Here is a 15,545-nt window from a genome sequence, read left to right on the forward strand (position 1 = left end):
CGCCCCGGGGGGGGGGGGCGCGCCGCCGCCCGGGGGTTATCCCGCGGGTGTTCCCCCCCGCCGCCCCGGGGGGGCGGGCGGCCCAATCTCCCCCCCCCCCCCCCCGCTCCTCGTCGTTTCCGCCTACTGCCCTGCGAGGAAGGTCAGTTGATGTAGACGTGCGGGCTGCCGGCCACCGAGCCGTCGAGCACCGGTCCGTAGGTGGCGGTGAAGTAGCCGGTGGCGAAGCAGGTGCTCGGGCCGGAGACCTTGGCGAACGCCTGGGAGGCGAAGCCGATGGTCTGACCGGTGTTGCTGGTGGTGCCGGCGATGCTGCCCGGCGCGCGGTACACGCAGGTGGTGGTCCCCAGGATGGTGTTCAGCACCACCGTGGTCTGCAGCGGACCGGCCGCCGTCGGGCTGAGCGTCACCGGGTTGCCGGCCGCGTCGCTGACCGAGTTGGTGTACGGCAGGTTGTTGACGGTGATGCTCTTGACGCCGGTGACACCGATGACGTTCGCGGTGCAGGAGCCGAAGATGTGGCTGTTGAGGCTCTCGGTGGCCACGCCCGGGGCCGCCGGGTTGCCGGTCACCGTGGCGGAGAAGGACGAGGTGGCACACTTGATGCCGCTCGTGCCCGTGGCACTGGAGTAGAAGGTGGCGTAGCTGCCGGAGACCAGGTCGGCGGTGAGGACGTCGCCGACGGCGACGGCGGGGCCGCCGACGGAGGTGTGGGTCAGGACGGTGGAGCCGGCGGCCTGGGCCGGGCCGGTGCCGGCGGTGGCCAGGGCGACGGCGGCCAGGGCCGCGGCGCCGAGGGTGTGGCGGATGCGCATGGGGGTGCCTCTCTCCGTACGGGATCGGGTGGGGGAGCCCGCGGGTTCGCGCGGAGGTACGCGCGGCGGGGTGGCCGCGGTGCACGCGGCGGTGTGGTGCGGGGGTGGGGACACGCGTCCGGTGCCGTGGGCGGGCCCGGCGCCACGGGCCCGTCCGTACGGCGAGGAGGTGCGGGAGGTGCGGGAGGTGCACGACCTGCGCGGGCGCAGGTGGCGCGGTGCTGCGGGGAACGCGGCGGTGTGGTGCGGGCAGTGCGATGAGGTGCGGTGGGGTGCACGTCGACGGCTGCCACCGCCGGGCATGCGTTCGCCATACTGAACAGTCGGAACGCGTGGGGGTCTCCGGCGGCTCAGTGCCGTCCGATTGGAAACCTGCGAGTGTTGTAAACCAGCCCTTGCGTCAATGTCAATACTGAGCACAGGAGTTGGCGATGGACCTGGATGCCGTCCACGGTGCCGAGGCGCTGCTGTTGCCCGGGGCGCGAGCGGGTCGCGACCCGGCGCGGTCGATCAAGCGCGGTCCCAGTCGGCTGCCCCCCGGCGTGGTCGCCGCCACCCAGCGGGAACGCCTGCTCGACGGGCTGGTCCACACCGTGGCGGAGCACGGCTACCAGCGGGCCACGGTGAGCGACATCTGCCGCGCGGCCGGGGTGACCAGGCCGGTGTTCTATGAGCTGTTCAGCGGTAAGGAGGACGCCTTCCTGGCCACCCACCGGCACGGCACCGGCGTGGTGGTCCGGCGGATGGCGGCCGCCTTCGCGGCGGCTCCGGACTGGTGCGCCGGCATTCACGACGCCCTGCGCGCGATGCTCGACCTGCTGGCCCGCGTCCCGGCCTTCGCCACCATGGCGGTGATCGAGATCGAGTCGGTCGGCCCGGCCGGACGCCGTGAGCGCGAGCAACTCCTCACCCGGTTCCGGGCGTTCTTCGCCGAGGTGCCCCAACTGCCCTGCTCGGTGGCGGTGGAGCCGATGGTGGACGCCGTGGTCGGCGGCGTCTACAGCACCCTCTACCGCTGTGTCGACGCCGGCCGGACCAGCGAACTCCCTGATCGATTGGGGATGTTGAGCCTGTTCTGCCTGGCGCCCTTCCTCGGTCCGGAGGAGGCCGCCCGCCGGCTGGCGGCGGTGGCCGACCTCGCTCCGGGCCCGGCGCCGACGGCCGTGAGAGCGGACGATGATCCTTCGTGCACCCGTATTGACCCGTCGTCTACTGAGCAGTAGCTTCCCAGTAATCCACCCCGCGGTCCGACCGGCCCGCCCCGCTGCCGAGGGGCGGCCCACCCGGCCGGGCCGCGGAACGCTGTCCGCGCCAGGGCAACGTGCCAGTGCCTGCCCGTCCCACCACCCGAGGGAGCACACATGGCCACGTCCGAGGACGCCGCCCCCACACCCGAGAGCACCGACGCGCCCGCCGAGTCGAGAGGACGGGTCCGGCTGCGGCGCACCGCCCTGATGGCCGTACCGGCCGCCGTCGTCGGCGCCGTCCTGATGACCCTCACGGCGCAGGGCGTCCTCGCCGCCCAGTTCGCCATCTCCGGCATGCCGTTCACCGTCACCGCCGACAGCCTGGAGGGCGTCGGGTTCGAGCAGTTCGGCAGCCTGGACCACATGATCGAGGGCAGTCCGAACGAAGGGGACACCGGCGGGCAGGTCCTGGTCATCGTCTCGGCGATCAAGCAGGCCGAACTCACCAAGCTCTGCCAGAGCGTCGATCTCGGCGGCATCAACCTGCTGATCAAGGCCGGTGATGCCGGCACGCCCGTCACCGCCACCGACCTCACCACCGACTCGGACCTGGTCTCCGGCGACGCGTCGTTCAAGAACATCGAGATCGGCGGGGACGCCAGTACCTACACCAAGGCCGGCGTCCAGGGCCTGCCGGGCGTGTTCGGGCAGCAGGCGGACACCGTCACCATCCGCAATCTGCGGCAGCACAACTACGCCACCACCGCTGCGGCGTTCAAGCTGCCGCACCTGCGGCTGAGCTTCAGCTCGGAGGGCTGCTGACGGTGGCCGATCCCGTACCCGGCGGCGCCGGCCCCTCGGCGGCCGATCCCGTCGCCACCGCGGAGCCCGCCACGGGCGGCCGTCCCGGTGGAGCCGGCACCGATGGTTCTCCCGCCGGTCCCGCGAGCGCGGCGGCCGCCGACCCGGGCGGTCCCGCCGACCCAGTCGCGCCGGCCCGGGCCACCGGGCGATGGCGCGGTTGGCGGGACCGGCGGCCGTTCTGGGGCGGCCTGCTGGTCCTGCTGGGCGGCGCCGAGATCCTCTTCACCCTGAAGGCGCCGCTGCCGGTCATCCTGCACATCGGCATGCAGGGACTGGCCGGCTACCTGGTACCGGTCGTGATGGTGATCTGCGGCGCGCTGATCCTGTTCAACCCGGCGCAGCGGCTGTTCTACTCCGTGCTCGGGGTGCTCGCCTCGCTGGCCAGCTGGCTCACCTCCAACCTCGGGGGCTTCCTGATCGGCATGATGCTCGGAGCGGTGGGCGCCTGCCTGAGCTTCGGGTGGCTGCCGGACCAGCCGCCGCGCCGGCGCCGGGCCCGCCGGGCGGCGGCGCGGGGTACGGCGCCCGGGGGTCCGGTGTCCGGAGGCAAGGCGCCGGGAGGCGAGGCGGCCGGTCCGGCCGGCGCCTGAGCGGAGCACCCGCGAGGCCCCGACCGGGCCGGGTGCCCGGCCGGGGCCGTGGGACGCGCCGGCCGTGGCACGGTCCCGCCCGTGGTGAAGGGAGAGCACCACTGGCGGGGCGCCGTCCCCGGGTACGTCCGCCGGGCACGCTTCCGGCCGGGCGGACGTACCCGGCCGGGAGCGTGCCCGGAAGCCCCGCTCAGATCGTCGAGGCGTCGATCACGAAGCGGTACCGCACGTCGCTGGCCAGCACCCGCGCGTACGCCTCGTTGATCTGGTCGGCGCGGATCAGCTCGATCTCGGCGGTGACCTGGTGCTCGGCGCAGAAGTCGAGCATCTCCTGGGTCTCCGGGAGCCCCCCGATCATCGAACCGGACAGCGACTTGCCGCCGGTCAGCAGTGCCTGCGCGAGAATCGTGACCGGCTTCTCCGGCGCCCCGACCTGGACCAGCGTGCCCCCCGCCCTCAGCAGCCCGAGGTAGGCGCTCAGGTCGAGGTCGGCGGAGACGGTGTTGACGATCAGGTCGAAGGTGCCGGCCAGTTCGGTGAAGACGGCCGGGTCGGAGGTGGCCCGGTAGTCGTCCGCGCCGAGCCGCAGGCCGTCCTCGCGCTTGCGCAGCGACTGGCTGAGCACGGTGACCTCGGCGCCCTTGGCGTGCGCGATCTTCACTCCCATGTGGCCGAGCCCGCCGAGGCCGACGATCGCGACCTTCTTGCCCGGGCCCGCGCCCCAGCGGCTGAGCGGCGAGTAGAGCGTGATGCCGGCGCAGAGCAGCGGTGCCGCGGTGTCCAGCGCCAGCGCCTCCGGGATGCGCAGGGCGTACCCCTCGTCGACCACCAGCTGCGAGGAGTAGCCGCCGTAGGTGGGCTCACCGTCCCGGCCGACGCCGTTGTAGGTGAACACCGGGCCCCCGGCGCCGGTGCAGAACTGCTGCAGCCCGGCCAGGCAGTTGTCGCACTCCCGGCAGGAGTCGACGAAGCAGCCGACCCCGACCCGGTCGCCGACCGTCCAGCGGGTCACGCCCGGGCCGACCTCGGCGACCACGCCGGCGATCTCGTGGCCCGGGACCATCGGGAAGATGCCGTCGCCCCAGTCCTCGCCGACCTGGTGGATGTCCGAGTGGCAGATGCCCGCGAAGCGGACGTCGATCAGGATGTCGTGCGCGCCCAGCGCCCGGCGCGGGACGACGGTCTTCTCCAGCGGAGCCTTCGGGGCCGGGGCCGCGTAGGCGGCGACGGTCCGGGCCGCGGTGGCGGCGGTGTGCGTGGTCGTGCCGTCCGTACCCGTGGTGCTCGCCGTGTTCGTTCCGGCGTTCGTCGTGTTCGTCATGTGCTCCAGCCTGCGGCGGCCCGGCGCGGGCAACCAGACCTGCGCTTGTCGTACGCACGCCCAACGTACGACTGGCAGGCTCACCCTCATACTCGGGAGCATGGACCAGCGCACCGAACTCAGTGAATTCCTCCGGTCGCGCCGTGCCCGGCTGCAGCCCGCGGACGTCGGCCTGCCGGACCACGGCACCCGCCGCCGCGTCCCCGGGCTGCGCCGGGAGGAGCTGGCGCAGCTGGCGGGGGTGAGCACGGCCTACTACGTCCGCCTCGAACAGGGGCACGGCGAGAGCGTCTCCGCCGCCGTCCTGGACTCCATCGCGCGTGCCCTGCGCCTCACCCCGGCCGAGCGCGAGCACCTCCAGCGGATCACCAAGCCCGCCCGCCGCCGGACCGGGCGCGCCACCGCCCGACCGCAGCGGGTCCGCCCCGAACTGCAGCAGCTGCTCGACGTGATGGAGGGCGTTCCGGCCTACGTGCTCGGGCGGCGGCTGGACATCATCGGCTGGAACCGGCTCGGCAACGCGCTGCTCGGGGACTTCGCCGCCCTGGCGCCCGAGCACCGCAACATGGCCTGGCACGCCTTCCTCGACCCGGCGGCGCGCCTGCTCTACGACGACTGGGAGGGCAAGGCCACCGATGTGGTGGGGATCCTGCGGCTGGACGCCGGGCGCGACCCGGACGACCCCCGGCTGGCCTCGCTGATCGGCGAACTCTCCCTCAAGAGCGCCGACTTCCGGCGGCTCTGGGCCGCGCACGACATCCGCGACAAGGGCCACGGGACGAAGCGGCTGCACCACCCGGTGGTCGGCCCGCTGACCCTGCGGTACGAGACGCTGCGCCCGGCCGGGGAGCCCGACCTGGTGCTGGTCACCTACCACGCCGAGCCCGGCACGGCCTCGGCCGAGTCGCTGCGACTGCTGGCCAGCTGGGCCGCACCCGAGCCGGCCGGTCCGGTGGGGCCGGCCGGCACCGCGGCCCCGGCCGGGGGCGGGGCCGCGGGCGGCGCGCCGGACGCGCGCCCGCCGGGCCGGGAGTCCTGATCGCGCCCGCCCGAGGAGGCCGGTCGTCCCGGGCGCACCGGGACGATCGGCCCTTCCGCACCCCCCTCGCCGGGCCGTCTACTGGACCTGCGGCCGTCCGGGCCCCGCCCTGCCCGAAAGCGCCGAACAGAGGTGAACGGCCGTCGTCTGTCAGGTATCTGACGGGTGATTAGGCTTTCGGGCATGGAGATCACCAGCACCGCCACCACCGAGTACGACCGGCTGATCGCGCGCCACCACGCGATGCGCCTGCGCCGGCAGCTGCTCGTGCCGGCGTCGTCCGCGCCGGGCGCGGACCGGCCGGCCGGGACCGCCTGGACCGGCGCCGGGGGTTACGGCGGCGCCGAGGGCCACGAAGGCGCCGCCGACCAGCGGCTGATCCTGGACACCCTCGGATCCGTCGCCCCGCTCGCCGAGCTGATCGATCACCTCTACGCCGTGATGTTCCGCCGCCGGCCCTATCTGCGCGCGCTCTTCCCCGCCTCGATGGAGTTCCAGGAGGCCCATCTGGCACGGATGTTCGGTCATCTCATCGAGCACCTCCACCACCCCGACGAGCTCGCCGCCACGCTCGCCCAGCTCGGTCGCGACCACCGCAAGCTGGGAGTCCGCCCGGTTCACTTCGAGGCCTTCGAGGAGGCCGTCCGCGAGGCGCTCCGGCACCGCGCCGGCGCCCGGTGGAGCGAGGACCTGGAGGCCGCCTGGGTGCGGATGCTGCGCTTCGCCGTGGCGGCGATGAGCGCGGGCGCCGAGTCCGCGCTCGCCGAACCCCCGTACTGGCACGCCGTGGTGGTCGGCCACGAGCGCCGCCGCCCCGACCTCGCGGTGCTGCGGGTGCGCACCGGCGAGCCCTACCCCTACCGGCCCGGCCAGTACGGCACCGTCGAGCACCCGGGGCTTGCGCACACCTGGCGGCAGTACTCGATGGGCTGCGCCCCGCGCGCGGACAACGAGGTGGAGTTCCATGTCCGCCGCACCGGCCCCGGGGGCGTCAGCGAGGCGCTCGTCGAGCGCACCGCGGTCGGCGACCGGTTGCGGCTCGGCCCGCCGCGCGGCTCGCTGATGCCCGAGGACGGCGCGCGTGACCTGCTGCTGGTGGCCGGCGGCACCGGGCTCGCCCCGATGAAGGCGATCGTCGAGGAGCTGGCCGGGCACCGCCCGCGCGGTCGCACCGTCCACCTCTTCGTCGGCGCCCGGGCCGCGGCCGACCTCTACGACTGGCCCGCGCTGTCCGAACTGGGCAGCCGCAAGCCCTGGTTGGAGCTGATCCCGGTCGCCGACGGCGCCGCCGGGGCGGGTGCCGGCCGCCGGCTCGCCGACGCGGTCGGCCGCCATCGGGACTGGTCCGACCACCTCGCCTGCGTCAGCGGCCCGCCCGGCATGGTGGACGAGGTCCGCGCCCGTCTGGTCGCCGCCGGCCTGCCGCCCGCCCGGGTCCGTCACGACCCGCCGCTGGGGCGGGTCTGAGGGCCGGGCCCGCTCAGCGGAAGCAGTACGAGTCCGAGGAGGCGTCACCGCCCGCCAGATGGGTCTGGTGCACCCGCAGGCCGCCGAAGTCCGCGCCGTGCGGGTAGAACCGCGGGTCGACGGTGAGCCCGCCCGCCTCGGTGTCGGCGTCCAGCTTGATGATCCAGGGCTCGATGCCGTCCGGGTAGAACTGGTCGTCCCAGGCGCCGTACAGCGAGTTGGTGAGGTAGAGCCGCCGCCCGTCCCGGCTGATCTCGACCATCTGCGGCGCGCCGCTGAGCGGGCGGTCGGGTTCGGCCGGGTGCGGCGTCCGCGCGGCGACCCCGCCGAGCCGCACCGAGCCCGTCGGACGCGGGTGGAACGGGTCCGACACGTCGAACTGGAACAACTCGCCGGTGCCCCAGGCGGAGACGTACAGCCAGCGGTCGTCCACCGACAGGTTGATGTCCGTCACCAGCGGCGGCACCGCGCCGAACGGCTGCAGCGCCGGCGGCAGGTCCTCGGGCTTCGCCGGTTCGGCGGGGATCTCGATCACCTTGCGCGCGGTGAAGGCCGCGCCGTCGCGGTACCAGAGCCAGACCGAGGAGGAGAGGTCCTCGACGTTGGCCACCACGCCGACGAAGCCCCACTCCGCCTGGGGGTCGTGGGCGGGTCGCAGCTCCAGCACCATCTGGTACTGGTCGCCCAGGTCGATCCGCTGCAGGTGCCGGCCGGTGTCCAGCTCCCAGAAGTGGAGCGCGTGGCCGTACTTGCGGCCCAGCAGCAGCTCCGGCACCACGCCGTCCTCGACCATCCACGGCGTGCCCCACTCGCTGGTGATCCCCACGTTGGTCCCCAGGTGCCACCACACGTCGTAGGCGAGGTGCTGCGGTCCGCGCTCGGTCTCCCAGGCCCGCAGGACGTCGAAGGTGGTGTGGTCGAGCAGGGCCACCCCGCCCGGCCCGTCCGCGCCGTCCCCGCCGCCGAGGCAGGAGAGGAAGACGCCGTCCGGACCGCAGTGCAGGGTGTGCGGGCGCGAGTACCCGGCTCTGGCCGCCAGCTCCTCGGCGGGGACGGTCTTCACCAGGCGCGGCCGGACCGGATCCGGCCGGGTGTCCATCACGTGCAGCCGGGACGAGCGGAGCCCGGGCAGCAGCAGGTAGCGCCGCTCCGGGTTCTCGTGGCAGGCGTGCGCGAGCGCGCTGGAGCAGGCGTTCCAGCCGAAGTGGTGCAGCTCGTCGCCGAGCCCGGGCAGCTCGGCGAAGTTCAGCACCCGGCCGTAGCTCGGCGAGGCCGGATCGGTGTCGACGGTGATCAGCGCGTCCGGCCGCCGCGCCGACCGGTCGAATCCGGCGACGTAGGCCAACTTCTCCGGTGGCGCCGCGATCGCCTCCGCGGGCGTGCGGTAGAGGGACGGATCGCTGTGACCGGGCTGCGAATGGTCTCCGTGCGGCATACTCGCTCCTCAACTCGCCTCTTGGGCAAGGGAAGTGACTTTGGTCCGGGTAGCGTTCCACAGGATCGCGGGCGCACAGCAGGCGCACGGGGAGCGGAGCGGTCCGGCCCGCCCGCCGCCCGGGCCCGCCGTCGCCGGGCCGGGTGGGCCGATGCCGCCGGGCACGGCGCGCCGCCGTCCGCCGGGCACGGCGCGCCGCCGTCCGCCGCGGCCTGCCGAGCACGCCGGAGCTACCGGCCGGTATCGTCGGTGCTCCGGAACGGCGGTCCCTGCCACGGCAGGCGGAGCGGAAGATGGGTACGGCGGACATGGAGTTCCGAGAAGACATCCTGGGTGCCCCCTACGAGGCGGTCGAGCTGCCGCTCGCCCCCGACGAGGAGGGCGCCGTCAGTGCCACCCTGGTCCGCCGGCTCGTCCCGGGCAGCCGGCGCGCGGTGCTCTACGTCCACGGGTACGTGGACTACTTCTTCCAGACCCACCTCGCCGACCACTTCGTCGAGCTCGGCTACTCCTTCTACGCGCTCGACCTGCGCAAGTACGGCCGCTCGCTGCGCCCGCACCAGTCGCCGAACTTCGTCCGCGACCTCGCCGCCTACGACGAGGAACTGGACGCCGCGGTGCGGGTCGTCCGGGAGCTCGACGGGCACCGGGAGCTGCTGGTCAACGGCCACTCCACCGGCGGCCTGGTCACCGCGCTGTGGGCCGGGCGCCGGGCCGGGCGGGGCGTGGTCGACGGGCTCTTCCTCAACAGCCCGTTCCTCTCGATGCCCGCCGCCCCGGCGGTCCGCACCCTCGGCGGCCCCGCCGTGGAGGCCCTCGGCCGCCTCGCCGCCACCCGCAAGCTGCCCTCCACGCTCAACCCGCACTACGTGCACAGCCTGCACCGCGACCACCGCGGCGAGTGGGACTTCGACCTCCGCCTCAAGCCCGCCGAGGGCTTCCCGCTGTACGCCGGCTGGCTGGCCGCCATCCACCGCGGCCAGCGCCGCCTCCGGCGCGGGCTCGGCATCGACGTCCCCGTGCTGCTGATGGCCTCCACCGCCTCGATCGCCACCACCACCTGGCAGGCCAAGCTGCACCACGCCGACGCCGTGCTGCGCGCCGACGACATCGCCGCCGAGGGCCCGAGGCTGGGCCGGCACGTCACGATCGTCCGGATCGAGGGCGGGATGCACGACCTCGTCCTGTCCGGCGAGGCGGCCCGCACCCAGCTCTTCACCGAACTCGACCGCTGGCTCGGCGCCTACCTGCCGCAGTCCCCCCTGCCGGAGCCCTCCCTGCCGGAGTCCTCGTGAACCCGCCCGGCCCGCACGAGGAGGAGCCGCGCCCGGTCGGCCGCCGCACCGACCTCGGGTACGCCAAGCTGATGCCCGACATCGACCACGACGGCGGCTGGCTGCTCACCCTCGACGACACCCCGCAGTCCTACGTCGACCTGGGCGACCCGACCCACCTGGAGTTCGAGTACACCCGGCGGATCGGCCACCTCGTCGACGCCCTCGCCCCCGCCGGGGAGCCGCTCGACGCGCTCCACCTCGGCGGCGGCGCCCTCACCCTGCCCCGCTACCTCGCCGCCACCCGCCCCGGCTCGCGCCAGCGGGTGGCCGAGGTCGACGGCCCGCTGCTCGCCCTGGTCGAGGAGCACCTGCCCTGGCAGGGGCCGGGAGCGGACATCACGGCGACGGTCGGCGACGCGCGGGAGGCCCTGGCGGTGGTCGCGCCCGGCTCGCTGGACCTCGTCGTCGCCGACGTCTTCCACGGTTCGCGCACCCCGGCGCACCTCACCTCGGTGGAGTTCCTCCGACTGGCGGCCGCCGCGCTGCGCCCCGGCGGGTGCTACGCCGCCAACCTCGCGGACGGTCCGCCGTTGGCCTTCGCCCGCGCCCAGGCGGCGACGGTCCGCGCCGTCTTCCCGGAGGTCTGCCTGATCGCCGAGGCCCCGGTGCTGCGGGGCCGGCGCTACGGCAACATCCTGCTGGTCGGCTCCGCGAGCCCGCTCCCGGTGGCCGACCTCTCCCGCCGGCTCGCCGCGGACGTCTTCCCCGCCCGGCTCACCGAGGGCGCCGACCTGGCCGCGTTCACCGCCCGCACGGCGGTGGTGACGGACGCCGCGGCGACGGACTCCCCGCCGCCCCCGGACGGCGCGTTCAGCGTCGGCTGAGCGGGCCGCCGCCCCGGCCCGGTGCCAGACTGTCGGGAGCACCGCCGACCCCGGTCCGCGAGCGCACCGCCCCCGTCGCATTCGCCCCCGCCGCATCCCCCCGCCGTTCCCGAGGAGACCCAGGTGGCCCCTGACGAACCGTCGGTACCGCTGCCGGCCGAGCTCGCCGCCGTGCCCGAGACCGCGCTCTGGACGCTCTACCAGCGCGCCGTCGAGGCCCGCCGGCCGGACGGGGTGCTGCGCGATCCCAAGGCCGTCGAGCTGGTCGACCGGATCGACTACCCGTTCGCCGACCGGTTCGGGACCAGCGGCACCCAGGCCCAGCTGCAGGCCCTGCGGGTGGCCTGCTTCGACCGCGAGGTGGCGGACTTCCTGGCCCGCGAGCCGCGCGGCACCGTGGTCTGCCTGGGGGAGGGGCTGGAGACGCAGTACTGGCGGGTCGACAACGGGCGGGCCCGCTGGCTCACCGTGGACCTTCCCGAGTCTGTGGCGCTGCGCGAGCGGCTGCTGCCGCCCGGGCCGCGCCAGCGCTACCTGGCCGCCGACGCCACCGACCTGGCCTGGGCGGACGCGGTGGACCGCGACCAGGGGGTGCTGGTCACCGCGCAGGGCCTGCTGATGTACCTGCGGCCGGCGCGGGTCCGGGCCCTGATCGCGGGTTGCGCGGAGCGGTTCCCGGGCGGCTCGCTGGTGCTGGACGCCGTACCACGCTGGTTCGGCCGGCTCACCCTGACCGGCAGGATGCGCTCCCACACGTACGAGCCGCCGCCGATGCCGTGGGCGATGGACGCGCGCGAACGGGGCAAGCTCCGCACCGCCGGCCCGGCGGTGGCCGGGGTGCGGGACGTCCGGCCGGCCGGCGGGCGCGGCGCGCTCGGCGCCCTGCTGCCGCTGGCGCTGACCGTCCCGCCGCTGGCCACCCACCGCCCGTCGGTCACCGTCGTCGACTTCGCCGATCAGCCCGAGCGGCCTGCGCGTCCCGATCGGCCCGCGCGGTCGTAGCGGCCGCGCCGCGCGGTGTCGCTCCCGGGCGGGGCGGGCGCCGCGGGGCTAGGCTGGCGCCGTGGTTCGCCCCGACGAGCGCGCCGAAGGCGCCGGACCCTTCACGACCCGGCTCACCTGGCGGCCCGCCGAGGGCGGCTCGGCCGTCTGGGAGTCGCGGCTGGCCCGCAAGCGCGGGGCGCTCAGGGTCCGTCCCGAGGGCGGGGCGCCGGCCGCGCCGCGCCGGGCGGACGAGGCGACGCTGCACCGCCTGCGCACCCTCAACACCCTCGCCGCCGTCGCGTTCACGATCGGCGGGGCCCTGTTCGCGCTGGGCGCCGGGATTGCCCAGGCCGGGGCGGCCGGACCGGCCGCGATCGCCTCGGTCTACTTCGTGGGGGGCCTCTTCTTCAACACCGGCGGCTACACCTCGCTGCTCCAGGCGATCAACGCGCCCCGTCGCTCCGGGGCGACCGACTCGCTGGTCGCGGGCGGGTGGCGGTGGTGGAGTTACGAGCCCGCGCGGATCGACTGGCTGAGCACCTTCGTCCTGTTCGCCGGGACGCTGGTGTTCGGGGTCAACCTGCTGGACTCCTTCCTCCAGGGGCTGTCGGCCCAGCAGGCGAACCGGCTGATCTGGGCCCCCGACCTCGTCGGGTGCGTGCTGTTCCTGGTCTCGGGGCATCTCGCGCTGGTCGAGGTCTGCCACGGCCGCCCGTGCCGGCGCTCGCGAAGCCTCGGCTGGTGGATCGTCGCGGTCAACCAGTTCGGGTCCGGGCTGTTCCTGGTCTCGGCGCTGGCCGCGTTCACCCGTCCGGGGCCCGACAGTCTGGTCAGCGTCGGCATCGCCAACTGGGGAACCCTCGTGGGCGCGCTGTGCTTCTCGGCCGGGGGCGTCCTGCAGTACTTCGAGCGACCGTAGGGGCCGGGCGCCTGCCGCGGGTCCGTCCGGGCCGGGCGAACCTCGGACCTGGGCGGGGATCCGGCCCGTCCCGGGCACGGCCGGGGCGGGCGGACCGGGTCCCGGGGGAACCGCGGCGGGGCGTCGTACGTCGTTATCGGGGGTGATCGGCCGGGGGGACAGGCCGCCCGGCACGTTAGGCTGCCCTCTCGGGGAGCGGCCTGGTGCCGCCATCGATCGACGCCGAGACCACCGGACCGGGCACCGCCCGTCCGCGACCGGATCTCGTTCTGCCACGGAGGTACGGCCTTGCACATCGACGCCTGGATCGAGAGCGTCCCACCGGGCGCGGTGTACGCCCTGGTCGCGCTGATCATCGGGCTGGAGTCGCTGGGCATCCCGCTGCCCGGCGAGATCGCGCTGGTGTCGGCGGCGCTGCTGTCCGCCCGTGGCGTGGTCAGCCCCGTCTGGGTCGCGGTCTGCGCGATCCTCGGAGCGATCATCGGCGACTCGATCGGCTACTCGATCGGGCGCAGGGGCGGCAAGCCGCTGTTCGAGAAGCTCGGGCGGAAGTTCCCCAGGCACTTCGGGCCGGACCACCTGGCCAGCGCCGAGCGCTCGTTCCAGAAGTGGGGCATGTGGGCGGTCTTCTTCGGCCGTTTCATCGCGCTGCTGCGGATCTTCGCCGGTCCGCTGGCGGGCGCGCTGAAGATGCCGTACTGGAAGTTCCTGATCGCCAACGTGCTGGGCGGCGTGGTCTGGGCCGGCGGCACCACGCTGCTGGTGTACCAGGTCGGCAAGGTCGCCGAGCAGTGGCTGTCGCGGTTCTCCTGGGTGGGCCTGCTGCTGGCCGCGGCCGGCGGTGCGCTCTCGGCCTGGCTGATGAAGCGCCGGGCGAGCAAGGCCGCCAAGGCCCGCGAGGCCGAGGAGGCGGCGGCCGCCGCCACCGAGCCCGCGACGGCGGCCCCCGTGGCGGACTGATCTGCCCCGGAGCGTTCCAGCAGAGCCGTCATCCCGCCGGGGTAGCATCGGGCTACCCCGGCGGTGGCATGTAAAGCAGCAGGTGGAGGGCGTTGTGGCGAAGCAGACGTGGGACGCGGTGGACGCGTACTTCTCCGAGCGCCTGGTCGGTCACGACCCGGCGCTGGAGGCCGCGGCGGCCGCCGCCGAGGCGGCCGGGCTGCCGCCCATCGCGGTCGCGCCCAACCAGGGCAAGCTGCTACACCTGCTGGCCCTCACCCTGGGCGCGCGGCGCGTCCTGGAGGTGGGCACGCTCGGCGGTTACAGCGCGATCTGGCTGGCCCGGGCGCTGCCCGCCGACGGAACCCTGATCACCCTGGAGATCGACCCGGCGCGTGCCGCGGTCGCCCGGGCGAACCTCGCCCGGGCGGGCCTGGAGAAGGTCGCCGAGGTCCGGCTCGGCCCCGCCGCCGACGCGCTGGCCGCGCTGGTGGCGGGCGGCGCCGAGCCGTTCGACCTGGTCTTCATCGACGCGGACAAGCCGAGCAACCCCGAGTACTTCGCCCGCGCGCTGGAGCTCACCGCGCCGGGTTCGCTGATCGTGGTCGACAACGTGGTGCGCGGCGGCGCGGTCGCCGACCCGGACAGCACCGACCCGGCGGTGGTCGCCACCCGCCGGCTGCACGACCTGATCGCCGCCGAGCCACGGGTGTCCGCGACCTCCGTGCAGACGGTCGGCAGCAAGGGCTACGACGGTTTCACCCTGGCCCGCGTGCAGCGCTGAGCGGCGCCGAACAGAGCGCCGCCGGGTGCGGCACGGAGTCGTGCCGTACCCGGCGGAACCCGCCGGGCGGGCAGCTACGAGCAAGGAAGAAGAGAGAGCATGCGGATCGGACTGCTGGGCACCGGCCCCTGGGCGGAGCGGGTGCACGCGCCCGTACTGGCGGAGCACCCCGACTTCGAGTTCGCGGGCGTCTGGGGCCGCCGGCCCGAGGCGGCCGCCGCGCTCGGCGCGGCGCACGGGGTGCCCGGCCATCAGGACCTCGACCGGTTGCTGGCCGAGGTGGACGCCGTCTCCATCGCGCTGCCGCCGACCGTCCAGGCGGACCTCGCGGTCCGGGCCGCCGAGGCCGGCTGCCACCTGCTGCTGGACAAGCCGGTCGCGCTGACCGTCCCCGACGCACGGCGCGTCCTCCAGGCCACCCGGGCCCACGACGTCGCCTCGGTGGTGTTCTTCACCGTGCGCTTCGGCGGTGACCAGATGCCGTGGATCGAGAAGCAGGCCGCCACCGGCGGCTGGTTCACCGGCCGTTCCGACTGGCTGGGCTCGGTCTTCGCCGCCGAGAGCACCAGCCCGTACGCGGCCTCGCCCTGGCGGCAGGAGAAGGGCGCGCTCTGGGACGTCGGCCCGCACGCGCTCTCGGTGCTGCTCCCGGTGCTCGGCGACGCCGTCCAGGTGACCGCGGTGGCGGGCCCCCGGGACACCGTCCACCTCGTCCTGCGGCACGCCGGCGGCGCGTCCAGCACCCTCGCGCTCAGCCTGACCACGCCGCTCGCGGGCGGCGGCACCGGTATGGAGTTGCGCGGCGAGTCGGGCGTGGTCCACCTCCCCGAGCGCGGCGAGGGGCCGCTCGCCGCACTGCACCGCGCCCTGGACGCCCTGCGCGACTCCGCGCGCACCGGTGAGCCGCACCCCTGCGGCGCGGCGTTCGGCCTGCGCGTGGTCGAGATCCTGGCCGCCGCCGAGCGTTCGCTGGCCGGGGGCGGCCCGGTCGAGCTCTGACGCGGTGCCCCCGCCGCGGGGCGGCGGCCGGACGCCCCGGC

Annotated in this window: 15 protein-coding genes; 12 read left to right on the top strand and 3 right to left on the bottom strand. The window is 74.9% G+C overall.

What is annotated here, in order from left to right; genetic code table 11:
- Positions 1-143: 143 nt before the first annotated feature.
- Positions 144-815 (bottom strand): Tat pathway signal sequence domain protein, encoded by a 672-nt coding sequence (locus tag ACFXHB_RS36710; RefSeq protein WP_380580025.1) that lies wholly within the window; start codon positions 813-815, stop codon positions 144-146.
- Between the two features lie 431 nt (positions 816-1,246).
- Here ACFXHB_RS36710 and ACFXHB_RS36715 point away from each other — a divergent pair, with 431 nt between their 5' ends.
- The 3 genes from ACFXHB_RS36715 (at position 1,247) to ACFXHB_RS36725 (ending at position 3,456) form a co-directional block, all read left to right on the top strand.
- The gene (locus ACFXHB_RS36715) at positions 1,247-2,038 is read left to right on the top strand and encodes a TetR/AcrR family transcriptional regulator (RefSeq protein WP_380580027.1); all 792 of its coding nucleotides are present in this window, start codon (positions 1,247-1,249) and stop codon (positions 2,036-2,038) included.
- A 138-nt stretch (positions 2,039-2,176) separates the two neighbouring features.
- Entirely contained in the window at positions 2,177-2,824 is a 648-nt protein-coding gene (locus ACFXHB_RS36720) for a DUF6230 family protein (protein WP_380580029.1), read from the top strand.
- A 2-nt stretch (positions 2,825-2,826) separates the two neighbouring features.
- A complete protein-coding gene (locus ACFXHB_RS36725; RefSeq protein ID WP_380580031.1) occupies positions 2,827-3,456 on the top strand; it encodes a DUF6114 domain-containing protein in 630 nt (209 codons plus the stop codon).
- A 190-nt stretch (positions 3,457-3,646) separates the two neighbouring features.
- Here ACFXHB_RS36725 and ACFXHB_RS36730 read toward each other — a convergent pair whose 3' ends face one another.
- Positions 3,647-4,777 carry an NAD(P)-dependent alcohol dehydrogenase gene (locus ACFXHB_RS36730; RefSeq protein WP_380580033.1) on the bottom strand — a complete coding sequence of 377 codons (1,131 nt, stop codon included), beginning with the start codon at positions 4,775-4,777 and terminating at the stop codon, positions 3,647-3,649.
- A gap of 100 nt (positions 4,778-4,877) precedes the next feature.
- Here ACFXHB_RS36730 and ACFXHB_RS36735 point away from each other — a divergent pair, with 100 nt between their 5' ends.
- Positions 4,878-5,816: a helix-turn-helix domain-containing protein gene (locus ACFXHB_RS36735; protein WP_380580035.1), complete on the top strand. Its 939-nt coding sequence runs from the start codon at positions 4,878-4,880 to the stop codon at positions 5,814-5,816.
- Between the two features lie 183 nt (positions 5,817-5,999).
- Positions 6,000-7,283, top strand: coding sequence for a globin domain-containing protein (locus ACFXHB_RS36740; protein ID WP_380580037.1), 1,284 nt, complete (start codon positions 6,000-6,002; stop codon positions 7,281-7,283).
- A gap of 13 nt (positions 7,284-7,296) precedes the next feature.
- On the opposite strand, the gene ACFXHB_RS36745 is transcribed toward ACFXHB_RS36740, so the two are convergent.
- Positions 7,297-8,718 (bottom strand): selenium-binding protein SBP56-related protein, encoded by a 1,422-nt coding sequence (locus ACFXHB_RS36745; protein ID WP_380580039.1) that lies wholly within the window; start codon positions 8,716-8,718, stop codon positions 7,297-7,299.
- Positions 8,719-9,026: 308 nt separating this feature from the next.
- On the opposite strand from ACFXHB_RS36745, the gene ACFXHB_RS36750 reads away from it, so the two are divergent.
- The 7 genes from ACFXHB_RS36750 (at position 9,027) to ACFXHB_RS36780 (ending at position 15,504) form a co-directional block, all read left to right on the top strand.
- A complete protein-coding gene (locus ACFXHB_RS36750) occupies positions 9,027-10,013 on the top strand; it encodes an alpha/beta hydrolase (protein ID WP_380580041.1) in 987 nt (328 codons plus the stop codon).
- 71 nt (positions 10,014-10,084) lie between these two features.
- Positions 10,085-10,879, top strand: coding sequence for a spermidine synthase (locus ACFXHB_RS36755; RefSeq protein ID WP_380580079.1), 795 nt, complete (start codon positions 10,085-10,087; stop codon positions 10,877-10,879).
- A gap of 123 nt (positions 10,880-11,002) precedes the next feature.
- Complete coding sequence (locus tag ACFXHB_RS36760; protein WP_380580043.1) at positions 11,003-11,881, top strand: class I SAM-dependent methyltransferase; 879 nt, start codon at positions 11,003-11,005, stop codon at positions 11,879-11,881.
- 61 nt (positions 11,882-11,942) lie between these two features.
- Positions 11,943-12,782 (top strand): hypothetical protein, encoded by an 840-nt coding sequence (locus ACFXHB_RS36765; protein WP_380580045.1) that lies wholly within the window; start codon positions 11,943-11,945, stop codon positions 12,780-12,782.
- Between the two features lie 288 nt (positions 12,783-13,070).
- Positions 13,071-13,742 (top strand): DedA family protein, encoded by a 672-nt coding sequence (locus tag ACFXHB_RS36770; protein WP_380580047.1) that lies wholly within the window; start codon positions 13,071-13,073, stop codon positions 13,740-13,742.
- A 94-nt stretch (positions 13,743-13,836) separates the two neighbouring features.
- Positions 13,837-14,505 (top strand): O-methyltransferase, encoded by a 669-nt coding sequence (locus ACFXHB_RS36775; RefSeq protein ID WP_380580049.1) that lies wholly within the window; start codon positions 13,837-13,839, stop codon positions 14,503-14,505.
- 99 nt (positions 14,506-14,604) lie between these two features.
- Positions 14,605-15,504 carry a Gfo/Idh/MocA family protein gene (locus tag ACFXHB_RS36780; protein ID WP_380580051.1) on the top strand — a complete coding sequence of 300 codons (900 nt, stop codon included), beginning with the start codon at positions 14,605-14,607 and terminating at the stop codon, positions 15,502-15,504.
- Positions 15,505-15,545: the final 41 nt, after the last annotated feature.

Origin of the sequence: Kitasatospora sp. NPDC059327, from assembly GCF_042752535.1 — a bacterium.
In the GTDB taxonomy this organism is placed as follows: Bacteria; Actinomycetota; Actinomycetes; order Streptomycetales; family Streptomycetaceae; genus Kitasatospora.

Coding starts and splice junctions, on each gene's coding strand:
- ACFXHB_RS36715 (WP_380580027.1), top strand. CDS start 1,247: ATGGACCTGGATGCCGTCCACGGTGCCGAGGCGCTGCTGTTGCCCGGG.
- ACFXHB_RS36740 (WP_380580037.1), top strand. CDS start 6,000: ATGGAGATCACCAGCACCGCCACCACCGAGTACGACCGGCTGATCGCG.
- ACFXHB_RS36745 (WP_380580039.1), bottom strand. CDS start 8,718: ATGCCGCACGGAGACCATTCGCAGCCCGGTCACAGCGATCCGTCCCTC.
- ACFXHB_RS36735 (WP_380580035.1), top strand. CDS start 4,878: ATGGACCAGCGCACCGAACTCAGTGAATTCCTCCGGTCGCGCCGTGCC.
- ACFXHB_RS36750 (WP_380580041.1), top strand. CDS start 9,027: ATGGAGTTCCGAGAAGACATCCTGGGTGCCCCCTACGAGGCGGTCGAG.
- ACFXHB_RS36720 (WP_380580029.1), top strand. CDS start 2,177: ATGGCCACGTCCGAGGACGCCGCCCCCACACCCGAGAGCACCGACGCG.
- ACFXHB_RS36730 (WP_380580033.1), bottom strand. CDS start 4,777: ATGACGAACACGACGAACGCCGGAACGAACACGGCGAGCACCACGGGT.
- ACFXHB_RS36710 (WP_380580025.1), bottom strand. CDS start 815: ATGCGCATCCGCCACACCCTCGGCGCCGCGGCCCTGGCCGCCGTCGCC.
- ACFXHB_RS36780 (WP_380580051.1), top strand. CDS start 14,605: ATGCGGATCGGACTGCTGGGCACCGGCCCCTGGGCGGAGCGGGTGCAC.
- ACFXHB_RS36755 (WP_380580079.1), top strand. CDS start 10,085: ATGCCCGACATCGACCACGACGGCGGCTGGCTGCTCACCCTCGACGAC.